We start from the raw sequence: 12,283 nt of genomic DNA, 5'->3' as shown, positions 1-12,283 counted from the left end.
TTCCCTCCGTGGGAAGGTTCATGATGGGATGTCTGGTTTCTTCTGCGGAGGTAGCGATGGAGTTTGAAGTGAAGGATATGTCTTGCGGTGGATGTGCCAATTCGATTACGCACGCGGTCACCACCGTCAACCCCGACGCGAAACTGAACATCGACGTCGCGGCAAGAATCGTGAAAATTGAGTCGAATTTGTCATCGGAACGCCTTGCCGCTGTGATTGAAGCGGCGGGATTTCATCCTGCGGTCAGCGCATAAACAGGTCGTCCGAGCGGGCGCCGGACCTGTCGCCCTCGTCAGGTGTGCTGCGGCGGCCTGTTCTGTTAGTGCAGTTGTCACCTACCCCAGGATGGAACCTGGCGCCGTGTGACTGGAGGGCGGTCTATGTCTTGTGATTGCGGGCGCGCGTCGGCAACACCGAAAACGAACGGAAGACGCTTCGTATCGCGCGGGTCCTGAACGCCGCCATGTTTGTCGTCGGTATGGTGGCCGGCCTTTGGGCTCAGTCAAGCGGCTTGATGGCGGACGCATTGGACATGCTCACCGACGCGACTGCGTACGGACTCGGGCTCATGGCCGTGACACGGGGTATCCGATTCAAGCGGTACTCAGCCCGGTGGACGGGAGCGACTCTGATGCTCCTGAGCGCCGGCATTGTCGCCGACGCGCCGCCTTTTGTTCGGAAGCGAGCCGCTTGGCGCCGCGATGGTCGGGTTTTCAATTGTGTCGCTCTGCGTCAACGTCAGTGTCCTGCGGATGCTCGCACGGTACCGGGAGGGCGAAATTCATATGCAAGCAAGCTGGATTTGCACGCGCGCTGACCATGTGGCAAATTTCGGCGTTCTTGCATCCGGCCTGGTGGTCGTGGCGACCGGATGCCGCTACGCGGACCTGGTCGTCGGTCTTGCCATCGCCATATACGTGGCGAAGGAGGCCATCGAAGTTTGGCAACAGTCGCGCAATTCCGACGAGAACCACACGGCGCTTTCCTAGCGATGAAGGTTTGGGTCGATATTCTGCTCATTCGACCCGGCTCAGAGAAGTAGATACCTTGGGGGTTACGTAAGCACGCGTTTCCCCAGATATCCCCCGTCATCATAGACATCGATTCGGGCAACCGTCCGCAAGGCGTTAGCCGCCACAGCATAAGCCACATTGTTGCACCGGCGGACATTTGCAGGTGCCGTATGAGCAGTACACGCAGCAATCCCCTGGTTTTGGCTTGAGCACGGTCTTGCAATGTGCGCATTCGTAAAACCAGACGCAGGCGTTGGTGGGCATCGTCTCGTCTTTTCTATGTCCGCATGCCGGACACGTGATAGTGGTATTCAACGAGACTGCACTCATCACCGCTCCTGCATGACGTGAGACGAATAGCCAGCGTCGGATGTAGCCTTCGTTAGCGTATCGACTGAAACCTCTAACGGGTCAATAATCATCGCGGCGCGCTTGGTACGCAAAATCCACATTATCCGATGTGACGCTTGGTATTTTCGCAAGCGCCATGCGAAGCGCAGTCAGACACCCGACGCGGTCCCTGGTTTGTCGCCACAGAAGCGGACCAAAAGGCGAGTGAGTTCGGGCAGTTAGAAAGTGGGCAAGCGCTCGAAGTTGTCAAAGCGGGCAAACGGTGGCGGCACCTCGGTTACCTCAAGCGCGTCGCCAAGCGCTGCGGACATGCCCTCGCTGAGCCAGGCGCACATTTCTGTCAGTTGCTCCGGCGAGCCCCGCAGCATCGCTTCTACCGAACCATCCATACGGTTGCGAACCCAACCGGTGATGCCTGGTGCTGTCGCCCGGCGTACACAGGCCTCTCTGTAGCCGATGCCCTGTACCTGACCACGCACCTGGACAAGTCGGGTCTCAAGCGGCTCGTCCTTTTCGTGAGATTCCATGGGCGTACTCCGGTTGCAGGTTCAGGCACTGACGAGCGAGGTTCAATGAAGCGGTTCAGCCGCAATCGCATGCTTGCGCATTTTCTCCCACAGGCTCTTCCTTGAAATGCCAAGGGCGTGTGCGGTCTCGGAGATGTGGCCTTGGTGCTGCAGCAGCGCGGCTCGGATGAACGCGCTTTCGCATGCAGCCATGTAGCCGTCGAGCGGAGCGTCCATGTCCAGCGCTACTGCAGCCTGAGACCCGTCTTCCTCGAAAATATCGGAGGAGAAAAGCATATTGCGTGAGCACACGATGCATGCTCGTTCGAGGCGATTCTGCAACTCTCGCACGTTCCCGGGCCATCCATATGTCGCCAATCGCGCTTCGGCCGACGGATGAAACAGTTTCGTTGGTTCACCAAGCCGGCCCGCAATGTCGCGTACGAAACGATGGGCAAGCCAAAGGACATCGTCGGGCCTGTCGCGAAGTGCCGGGACGCGCAGCTGCAGGATGTTGATGCGATAAAACAGGTCCTCCCGAAACTTCCCGACCCGGACCAGTTCCGCGAGGTCCCGATTCGTTGCGCAGACCAGCCAAAAGGTGGTTTCGAACCCTCTCTCACCGCCGACTCTCGTGACGCGTCGCTCCTGAAGCGCTCGGAGCAACTTCACTTGCATCGACAGCGGCAAGTCGCCTATCTCATCGAGGAAGAGCGTGCCACCCTCGGCCTGCTCGAAGTAGCCTTTCTTTTGCCGTTCCGCACCCGTGAAGGCTCCTCGCTCGTGGCCGAAAAATTCAGACTCGAGAAGCGTCTCCGGGACGGCACCACAGTTGACTGCGATGAACGGCGACGCGTCGCCGGGCGCATGTCGATGAATGAACCGTGCGAGCACTTCCTTGCCAACGCCCGACTCGCCCGTAATCAGAATCGATTTAGCGCGGCCCGCGACTCGTGGCACCAGTTCCGCAAGGCGCCGCATCGCTTCGGACACACCCAGTTCGCTCTGCGCCGGCATGGCCTGGTCAGGTATGCCCGTTCCTGTGAGAAGCCTGACCTTGTCGACCAGTGCGCCGATGTCGAATGGCTTCGTGATGTAGTCGGCAGCGCCGCTCTTCAGAAGAGACACCGCCGTGTCGACCGAAGCGTACGCGGTGATGAACAAGAATGGCGGCACTGACGTATGCGCGGCGACCGACCGTGAGAACAGTTCTTCACCCGATATGTCGGGTAGCCGGATGTCGCTGATGACGGCCTGATACGGTCGGTTCTGCAAGGCATCCAGGGCGGATTCGCCGTCGGTATGCCAGTCCACGTCAAAACCTTCCAGCCGGAAGCGGTCGGCCAACGACTCCCCCATGATGGGGTCGTCCTCGACGACACAGATAAGCGTGGTCGACATCATGCTCTCCTGATTCATGGAGAAGTAACCGGCAATAGCACGGCAAAGTACGTCCGTCCCGGTGTGCTATCCACTGAAATTGTGCCACCGAGCTGCGTAACGATTTGATAACTCACCCACAATCCGAGGCTGTGCGACCGCCGACCCTCGGCCATGGCAACCGACCCGAACGGCTCGAATAGGTGCTCCATGGCCACGCCCGAAATGTGCTGACCGGTGTTCGATACCGTTATCTGCAGCCCAACCCCATTGGCCGCAACCAGGCAGTCAACACGCCCGCCAACCTCCACGGCCTTCACCGCGTTTAACAGCAAATTGAGCACAAGCTGGCGCACCAGGTGTGCGGGTAATGCTATCGCCTCGTCCAACTGAATGTTCCAATGAAACGCTGCCTGCTTAGCCTGTATCTGCGGTGCTATCAACAGCTTCAAGTCCTGCCAGTCCGACAGACTCATTGCCGGGGAGTCCAGCCGCGCCTCAAACAGCAATGCGCCAACAGTAGAACGAATTTGCGCGAGACCTCGTTCGAGCAAACCTAGGGTCTTTCGGGTTTGGGCGTCGGGTTCCCCATGCGTATTGAGTGTGTCTATAGCGTTAAGCATGCCGCCTAGGGGGTTGTTGATTTCATGCGCGATGCCAGCTGCAACTTGCCCGACGGCCGCCAGTCTTTCGGCGACGACGACTTCTCTCTCCAACTCCTGTTTCTGCGCCAGTTCGGCAAGCATGGCCCGGAACTGTTGTTCCAGCTGACCTATTTCGTCGTTCCCTTGCACTGTGATTTCCACGTCAACTTCTTCAGGGTGCTCCTTTCCAATGCGGCCCATGGCGGCCGTGAGGCGCAAGAGCGGCTTCGCCATCCGGTCGCCCCAGAGCCAGCCTAGCGGTATGAGTAGTAGCAAGGCGGGCACAGTAGCCACAGCTAGCTTGAGCAGCGTGGAGCGGACACGACCGTAAAAGGTATTGGCGTCATAGAGCAGAACCACATAGCCGAGTCGGCTTCCATCGTCCGAATTCACCGGCATGCCGGCGGTGACGTCGCGGCTCGCGAGTAATCCCGGAAAGTCCAAAAAGAACGGGTCGCCTGGACCTCGTAGATGTGAGATGACCGCACCAAACTGTGCCGGAAGCTGGGCGACCGGGCGCTGGACAGGTTCCTTGCGGGGAGACGTGGAGGCGTACACCCGAGCCTTCGAGTCGAACAGAACGATTTCCTTCAGCGGATTTGTGGGCTCCCTGACCGCCACCGGTGTCCGAATCACTTCGAAGGCACGCCACAGGTCGTCTTTGACCATCGGGTCGCGAAGCGACAGTGTGAGGACGCGGCACAGATTCTGGGCGCTACTTTCGAGGTCATTTCTGGCATCGGAAACCGCAACGCTTACGAGCGCGAAGGTCACGAGTATCTCCGTCAGCAGGATGACTGCGCTCAGCGCGAGTGGAATCTTGTAACGGTAGCTGAGATGGGACAGCATCTGCGCGGTCCTAAACTGGCCCAGAGTTCAGGATGGCAACCAGGCGGCGTATGCCATCGAACACCTTGTCGTCGTCCGGCACGAAGCCATCGAGGTTCAATCGCTGCAGCACTTCCCGGGCTGCAGGGCGGTCTTTCATACCGACCAACGCGCGCTGGATACGAAGAAACGATTCGTCGTCAAGCGAGCGGCGCGCGACAATCGGCGGGAAACCGTACTGCGGAGAGCGCCACGCCACCCGTACCTCACGGGTGCGTTCCGGGTACTGCTTCTCGATGGTGTCGTAGACATACCCATCAATCTCACCCGCATCCGCAAGTCCGGTCGTCACGGCGTCAACGACTTTTCTGTGCGCATACGTGAAGAAGGACTTCTTGAAGAAGCGGGTCGGCCGGATGCCCGCACGTATCAGCTCAGTGGTCGGGACCAAAAAGCCGGAATTCGATTGCGGGTCGCTGAATGCGAACACGCGGTTTCGAAGCTGCGAGATATGGGTGGTCTGCGTATCGCTTCTGGGGACAATCAGATATGAACGATAAAGCGGCTTACCCTGATAGTCTGGTATCGCCAACAGCCGCATCGTTTGTGAGTTGGTGACGTATGGAAACCCGCAGACCCACGCCACATCCAGCCGATTCTCGGCGAGAAGGTCATCAATCTCACGATAGCTATTGCGCTGCACAAACCTCACATCAGAGTTGCATACCTCACCAAGTTCGCGGCTCCAACGGTCGAGCAGGCTGATTTCGTTATCGAGGAACACGGCAGTCGTGCCGAACGCAACCGTCGGGCCTTCGCCGGCAGTTGCAAGCTTGAAAGACGAGAGCAGTGGAAGGCCTAGCGCGAAGCGTAGAACCTGCCGCCGCCGGATGTTACGAATTGGTGACATAACGGCTCACTCCCCATCACGAACCGTTACCGGACGGTAATGGCGTCCATCAGGCCTGCTGAATTCAAATCGTGTTGGCGCAAGCCTTCCGGCGGACGTCGGACCGCATGGCATACCTCTTGCCGTTTGCTCGATGCTAACGATTACACGAGCAAGATTCAAGCGAGGAGGAGACCATGTCCGAACTCAAAATCCGGCGTCGCACATTCCTGAAGTTGGGCGGCGGCTCAATTGCCGCAACCGCCGCTTCTGCTCTCGTACCCACCGTGGCCTCGGCCGCAAACCCCGTGGATACCAGCAAGACGAAGCTCCCTTACCCGAAAAAGGCCGTCGGACAGGTGGGACGCATGACCGTCAACGCCCCTGTTACGTTCACCTATCCGGATGCTGCATCGCCCTGCACAGCTCTCAAGCTTGGGAGCCGCGTTCCGGGTGGCGTCGGCCCCGATGGTGACATCGTCGCCTATAGCACCATGTGTACGCACATGGGCTGCCCCGTCGTCTACGAGCCGACGACGAAGGTCTTCAAGTGTCCCTGCCACTTCAGCATGTTCGACGCAGAAAAGGCCGGACAGATGATTGTCGGGCAGGCCACCGAAAATCTGCCTCGGGTGCGGCTTCAGTATGACGAGAAGACAGGCACCGTGTCAGCAGTCGGCGTGGAAGGTTTGATATACGGCCGCCAGGCCAACGTTCTCTGAGTTCGAGGAGCTGAAAATGCCTACCGATAAGGACCGCATTGCGCTACCGCCGGTCACGGCCCAGCGAACCAATATGACCTGCCATTTCTGCATCGTTGGATGCGGGTACCACGTGTACAAATGGCCGGAGGACCAGGAAGGTGGCCGCGCGCCGAACCAGAATGCGCTCGGTGTTGATTTTCGCAAACAGGTGCCGCCACTCTCGCTCATCATGACGCCTGCCATGGAAAACGTGGTCACCGACCGCGATGGCTCGCGCCACACCATCATGATTGTTCCGGACAAGACCTGCGTCGTGAACAGTGGCTTGAGTTCGACACGCGGCGGCAAGATGGCGATGTACATGTACGCGGCGGACGGAATCACTCAGGAACGGTTGAGACAACCGCGCATCTATCTAAGCGACCAGTGGGTGGATACGACCTGGGACCAGGCGATGGCGCTTTACGCCGGCCTGATGAAGAAGGTACTCGACAAGGACGGTCCAAGCGGTATCGTCTTTTCTGCCTTCGACCACGGTGGTGCAGGCGGTGGCTTCGAAAATACGTGGGGTTCCGGCAAGCTGATGTTTACGGCGCTGCAAACGCCGATGGTGCGAATCCACAACCGACCGGCGTACAACTCCGAGTGCCACGCCACCCGTGAGATGGGTATTGGCGAACTGAACAATTCGTACGAGGACGCCGAGCTGGCCGATGTCATCTGGTCCATTGGCGCAAACTCGTACGAAACACAGACGAACTACTTCCTCAACCACTGGTTGCCAAACCTGCAGGGCGGGACGCTCGACAAAAAAAAGCAACGCTTCCCAGGCGAGGCGTTCCCGAAGACAAAAGTTGTGTTCGTGGACCCGCGGCGCACGGCGACCGTCGCGGTCGCCGAGCAGGTAGCCGGAAAGGATAACGTTTTGCATCTGGACATTCAGCCGGGCACTGACATCGCATTGTTCAACGGGATTTTTAACTACATTGTCCAGCAGGGATGGATTGACAAAGATTTCATTGCCGCCCATACGAACGGCTTTGATGCGGCTGTCCAGGCCAACAAGCTGTCACTCGACGAGTGCAGCAAAATCACAGGCGTGCCGGTTCAGAAAATCAAGAACGCAGCTGAATGGTCATATAAACCGAAGGGACCGGGGCAGCTTCCGAGAACGATGCATACCTACGAAAAGGGCATCATCTGGGGCAACGACAATTATCTGATTCAGTCGTCGCTATTGGACGTCGCTATTGCCACTCACAATGTCGGACGGCGAGGTACGGGTTGCGTGCGGATGGGCGGACACCAGGAGGGATACACGAGGCCACCGTATCCCGGCAACACGAAGATATACATCGACCAGGAACTCATCCACGGAAAGGGGCGGATGATGACGTGGTGGGCGTGCAATAACTTCCAGACGAGCAACAACGCGCAGGGATTGCGCGAAGTGGTCTTGCGTCGCTCGCAGATTGTGAAAGATGCGATGCAGGGTGCCCGTGGCGCCAGCACGGAGCAACTGGTCGACGTCATCTACGACGCGACCAGCAAGGGCGGGCTGTTCGTGACGAACATCAACATCTATCCGACAAAGTTGGAGGAAGCTGCGCACCTTATGCTGCCGGCGACACACCCCGGCGAAATGAATCTGACGTCGATGAACGGTGAGCGCCGCATGCGCCTGTCCGAGCGGTTCATGGACCCGCCGGGAACCGCGATGCCTGATTGCCTTATCGCCGCGCGCGTGGCCAACACGCTGCGTGACATGTACCGCAAGGATGGCAACACGAAGATGGCCGCGCGGTTTGACGGTTTCGACTGGAACACCGAGGAAGACGCTTTCAACGATGGATTCCGTCGAGCCGGGCAACCAGGAGTGGAGAAGATAGACAGTCAGGGCGGCGACACCGGAAACCTGGTTACCTATGAACGTCTCAAGGTGATGGCTAACAACGGAGTGCAACTGCCGGCCAAGGCATGGGAAGGAGGCAAGCTGGTCGGCACCGAAATGATGTATATGGATGGAAAATTCGACACGCCAGACGGCAAGGCCCAGTTCAAGCCGTCGCCGTGGCCGGGTTTGCCGAAGACGGTCGCTGACCAGAAGTCGAAATACCGCTTCTGGATTAACAACGGCCGCACGAATGAGGTGTGGCAGACGGTGTACCACGACCAGTACAACGAATTCGTTCGCGCTCGTGACCCGATGGCGTATATCGAACTGAACCCGGACGATGCACAGGGGCTCGGAATTGGCGCGGGCGATATCGTCGAAGTATTCAACGACTTTGGGTCCACGTACGCAATGGCCTATCCGGCGGCCGAACTGAAGCATGACCAGACCTTCATGGTGTTCGGTCACATCAACGGCATCCAGGACAACGTCACGACCACATGGACGGACCGCAACATCATTCCGTACTACAAGGGCACGTGGGCGAACATCCGTCGCGTCGGGTCGATGGAGGATTACAAGCAAAAAGTCAGCTTCAAGAGTCGCCGTTATACATAGGTGACGACGGCCGGCGCATTGCCGGCTTTATTCTCTTTTTCCTGAGCCGGCGGCTATCCGCACGTGGGAGTGGAGCTGCGATGAAGGCATTTACGCTGGAGCGAGTCATTCCGCCCGTGGAAGTCAGCGCCGCTGACCCGACTGAGCGCAATTTGCTTGCGTCAGACTCCGCGGTAATTGCGTTGCCGCTTCGGGACACGCGTCTGCGGCCGTTGCGGGATTTGCGTATATCAGTCACGGACCGCTGCAATTTCCGTTGTGTCTATTGCATGCCGAAGGAGGTTTTCGGCAAGGACTACGCATTCCTGCCCCGGCGTGAGTTGCTTAGCTTCGAGGAAATTGAGCGAATTGCCCGCGTGTTTGTCGGACTCGGTGTCGAAAAGATTCGTCTCACGGGTGGAGAACCACTGCTGCGAAAAGACCTTGAATACCTTGTCGAGCGGTTGGCCACGTTACGGACGCCTCATGGCGAGGACGTCGAGTTGACGCTGACGACCAACGGTTCTCTGCTAAGTCGCAAGGCGCAGTTGCTGCGAGACGCCGGATTGAAGCGCATCACAGTCAGTCTCGACTCAATAGACGAGGCTGCGTTTCAGCGGATGAATGGCGTCGGCTTTCCTGCCGCATTTGTGCTGGAAGGAATCGACGCTGCACAACGTGTCGGCCTCGCTCCGGTCAAGGTCAACATGGTGGTGAAGCGCGGCGTGAACGACACGCAGATTCTGCCGATGGCACGCCACTTCCGGGGAACTGGCGTGGAAGTCCGCTTCATCGAGTTCATGGATGTCGGGGCGAGCAACGGCTGGAAAATGGCGTCGGTGGTGCCGTCGTCCGAGGTTGTTCGCAGGATTGACGCAGCATTCCCTCTTGTACCGGCTGGCCGTGACAAGCCCTCAGACACGTCGGCTCGATTTCGCTACGCCGATGGTCAAGGAAACATCGGCGCCATCTCGAGCGTCTCGCAGCCGTTTTGCAGCGACTGCACGCGGCTACGGTTGTCTGCGGACGGTCGGCTCTTCACCTGTCTGTTCGCCTCTCGCGGCCTGGACATACGCACGCCAATGCGAAACAGCCACACCGATGAAGGGTTGCGTCAACTGGTTGCTAACCTATGGACGCGGAGGGCCGACCGCTATTCAGAGCAACGTGGTGAAACCAGCGCCACAGACAACCGGTCCAAAGTCGAAATGTCGTTCATCGGCGGTTGATGGCAGACAGCCGCTCTGCTGCCATTCATCACAGAAGTCGAGGGGATTATTCAGTCGGTCCATCCGTTAGGCACTTCGCTGGATGGGCGAACTACTTCACACGATGTCCATGTTCGCCGACGACAACCTCACCGTCCTCTTTCACGAATGGCACCGAGCGGGCTTCGGGCAGGATGTCGAGAATAACTTCAGATGGGCGGCACAGCCGCACACCGTGGTCGGTCACGACAAGCGGTCGGTTGATGAGAATGGGGTGCTCCAGCATAGCGTCGATGAGTTGGTCGTCGCTGACCAGCGGGTCATCCAGCCCCAGGTCCGCATACGGCGTGCCCTTCTGGCGCATTACATCACGCACGCCAAGTCCCGACCGCCCGATAAGGTCTACAAGCGTTGCGCGAGATGGCGGCGTTTTCAGATACTCGACAACGGTCGGTTCGATGCCGGCGTTGCGAATCATCGCAAGGGTGTTGCGCGAGGTTCCGCAATCGGGGTTGTGGTAAATCGTGACAGTCATGCCGTTTGCTCCGCAAGGGAAGATAGATAGTCTTTAATCTGTGATGCGGTGGAGCGTGCGCTACGCATCACACCAGTGAGCGTGGCTGACGCAAATCCGCACCATTCACCATAGCCAACAAGCCACAATCTGCGCTCAACAACTGAGCGGCCGTCTACTACGTCGACCCTGCCCGTGGCATTGACCACGTTCAAGGCCCGCAAATGCTTAAGCGCCGGCCGGAACCCGGTGCACCATATAACTGCGTCGACGTGCAAGCGAGTCCCGTCCGCCCAGACGACGCCATCATTGACGAAGTGGGCGAAAGGGCGAACCGACTTCAGGACACCACGCTCTCGTGCCTCGCGAACTGGAGGCACCATGACGACATCGCCGAGCCCACCGGTAGGCGCCGGGTCCGGGCGGCCTTCCAAATGCGCCTTCCAACGTTCTGTTGCGCGCTCAAACAGCACGCGCCCGTCGACATCGTCTGGCAGAAACGTCGGCTGTTCCAACGTAACCCAGGTCACATTACAAACCTGCGACAGTTCGGCGAGTATCTGTGCGCCGGAGTTGCCACCTCCGACGACCAGCACCCGTTTGCCGCGGAACGCATCCGGGTTCTTGTAATGGGCTGAGTGCACCTGCTCACCGTCGAAGTCCTGTCGCCCCGGATAATCTGGAATATAAGGGCCGCTCCATGTGCCAGTGGCACTGACAACTGCTTTTGCAAGCCATACACCTTGGTCCGTCGATACAAGGAGCCCGTCTCTGCGATAAGACACCGCCGTTACCTGCACTGGGCGATGCACCGGAATCTCATAGCGCCTCTCATATTCAGTGAGATAGCGGATGACATGCTCACGCGACGGGTATTGCTCCGAGGTCACCGGCATCAGCCATCCCGGTAGCGAACTCCACTTCGCTGGGGAAAAAAGGTGGAGTGAATCCCATGCATGCCGCCAAGCCCCACCCGCGGCTCGCTGGTTGTCAAGTACGACATAGCCGACACCGGCGCGGCGCAGGAAATAGGCAACTGCCAAGGCGGACTGACCACCGCCAATAACGGCGACGTCAATTTGGCTGGCTGCCGAAACATTGCTGTTAGACATAGATGCTCATCCAGATGATACTTCGATAATACCGGATATGTAGTGTTCAAAACGGCTACATGGGGTGCGTAGTGATTTCTGACCTGTGAAAGATTACCAGCGGCCTCGGGCCGTCCGCCGCACGTCTGCAGCTACTCATAGACCGGGCGCTAGAACTTTATACCGGCATCGCTGGCATGCCGAGCGGCACGTGGCGATGCAGGAACTCATGGAGTTGTTGCCTCAGATAGCGCATGCCGCACGCCTAACAGCCGATGAAATTGCGGTATCTGCCGGGCCCTGCCGACGAGTTCTCCCGACAGAGTGACGACACGACGAGCCAAGTGTGCACGTGAACACCGTAAGAAAGCTGCACGGTGTCAGTCCCCTCACTCGTGGGTTATCGGAACTCTTGATGCACGATTAAAAGATACCCACTTTCGGCACGTTGATGCACTATGAGCTGTAAGCCTGATGTTGGAAATGTCGGAGCAAAGTGCACGGTTGGACATCCTTTCCGCTGTATGCGTCTGCTACGGAGAGCACTGCGCTCCCGCAGCAGCCCTCCATAAGAAAGAGCTCCATCCAATTATGGCTTTATATGTCGAAGAAACTCTCAGATTGAAGAAGAGGTTAAAGACATATCTAGCGAATGGCTTAGGCC

Annotated in this window: 12 protein-coding genes and 1 pseudogene; 6 read left to right on the top strand and 7 right to left on the bottom strand. The window is 58.3% G+C overall.

Features of this window, described 5'->3' with window-relative positions:
* Positions 1 to 56: 56 nt before the first annotated feature.
* From P0D68_RS03360 to P0D68_RS03350, 3 genes and pseudogenes are all read left to right on the top strand, one after another.
* Positions 57 to 254 (top strand): heavy-metal-associated domain-containing protein, encoded by a 198-nt coding sequence (locus P0D68_RS03360; protein ID WP_408303178.1) that lies wholly within the window; start codon positions 57 to 59, stop codon positions 252 to 254.
* Positions 255 to 463: 209 nt separating this feature from the next.
* Positions 464 to 526: pseudogene (locus tag P0D68_RS03355) on the top strand (cation transporter); the annotation flags it as partial.
* A 124-nt stretch (positions 527 to 650) separates the two neighbouring features.
* Positions 651 to 989: a cation efflux transmembrane domain-containing protein gene (locus P0D68_RS03350; protein WP_408303180.1), complete on the top strand. Its 339-nt coding sequence runs from the start codon at positions 651 to 653 to the stop codon at positions 987 to 989.
* 138 nt (positions 990 to 1,127) lie between these two features.
* Here P0D68_RS03350 and P0D68_RS03345 read toward each other — a convergent pair whose 3' ends face one another.
* The 5 genes from P0D68_RS03345 to P0D68_RS03325 form a co-directional block, all read right to left on the bottom strand.
* Complete coding sequence (locus tag P0D68_RS03345) at positions 1,128 to 1,343, bottom strand: GDCCVxC domain-containing (seleno)protein (protein ID WP_408303182.1); 216 nt, start codon at positions 1,341 to 1,343, stop codon at positions 1,128 to 1,130.
* A 239-nt stretch (positions 1,344 to 1,582) separates the two neighbouring features.
* On the bottom strand, positions 1,583 to 1,891 hold the full coding sequence (locus P0D68_RS03340) for an acylphosphatase (protein WP_408303184.1): 309 nt from the start codon (positions 1,889 to 1,891) through the stop codon (positions 1,583 to 1,585).
* Positions 1,892 to 1,933: 42 nt separating this feature from the next.
* A complete protein-coding gene (locus P0D68_RS03335) occupies positions 1,934 to 3,274 on the bottom strand; it encodes a sigma-54-dependent transcriptional regulator (protein ID WP_408303186.1) in 1,341 nt (446 codons plus the stop codon).
* Positions 3,275 to 3,285: 11 nt separating this feature from the next.
* On the bottom strand, positions 3,286 to 4,743 hold the full coding sequence (locus P0D68_RS03330; RefSeq protein ID WP_408303188.1) for a sensor histidine kinase: 1,458 nt from the start codon (positions 4,741 to 4,743) through the stop codon (positions 3,286 to 3,288).
* Between the two features lie 10 nt (positions 4,744 to 4,753).
* Complete coding sequence (locus tag P0D68_RS03325) at positions 4,754 to 5,632, bottom strand: substrate-binding domain-containing protein (protein WP_408303190.1); 879 nt, start codon at positions 5,630 to 5,632, stop codon at positions 4,754 to 4,756.
* A 176-nt stretch (positions 5,633 to 5,808) separates the two neighbouring features.
* Here P0D68_RS03325 and P0D68_RS03320 point away from each other — a divergent pair, with 176 nt between their 5' ends.
* The 3 genes from P0D68_RS03320 (at position 5,809) to moaA (ending at position 10,035) form a co-directional block, all read left to right on the top strand.
* A complete protein-coding gene (locus tag P0D68_RS03320) occupies positions 5,809 to 6,333 on the top strand; it encodes an arsenate reductase (azurin) small subunit (RefSeq protein WP_310042955.1) in 525 nt (174 codons plus the stop codon).
* A gap of 16 nt (positions 6,334 to 6,349) precedes the next feature.
* A complete protein-coding gene (locus P0D68_RS03315) occupies positions 6,350 to 8,827 on the top strand; it encodes an arsenate reductase (azurin) large subunit (RefSeq protein WP_408303192.1) in 2,478 nt (825 codons plus the stop codon).
* 80 nt (positions 8,828 to 8,907) lie between these two features.
* Complete coding sequence (gene moaA / locus P0D68_RS03310) at positions 8,908 to 10,035, top strand: GTP 3',8-cyclase MoaA (protein ID WP_408468011.1); 1,128 nt, start codon at positions 8,908 to 8,910, stop codon at positions 10,033 to 10,035.
* Between the two features lie 91 nt (positions 10,036 to 10,126).
* Here the strand turns inward: moaA and arsC are convergent, their stop codons facing one another.
* Together arsC and P0D68_RS03300 are read right to left on the bottom strand one after the other, a co-directional pair.
* Positions 10,127 to 10,549, bottom strand: coding sequence for an arsenate reductase (glutaredoxin) (gene arsC, locus P0D68_RS03305; protein WP_408303196.1), 423 nt, complete (start codon positions 10,547 to 10,549; stop codon positions 10,127 to 10,129).
* A complete protein-coding gene (locus P0D68_RS03300) occupies positions 10,546 to 11,640 on the bottom strand; it encodes an ArsO family NAD(P)H-dependent flavin-containing monooxygenase (protein WP_408468010.1) in 1,095 nt (364 codons plus the stop codon). Before P0D68_RS03300 ends, arsC begins: the two co-directional genes overlap by 4 nt.
* Positions 11,641 to 12,283 lie beyond the last annotated feature (643 nt).

Source organism: Paraburkholderia sp. RL17-380-BIE-A (genome assembly GCF_046028085.1).
Taxonomy (GTDB): Bacteria; Pseudomonadota; Gammaproteobacteria; order Burkholderiales; family Burkholderiaceae; genus Paraburkholderia.
The sequence above is the reverse complement of the archived record's forward strand: the minus strand, read 5'-3'. Positions and strand labels throughout refer to the sequence as shown.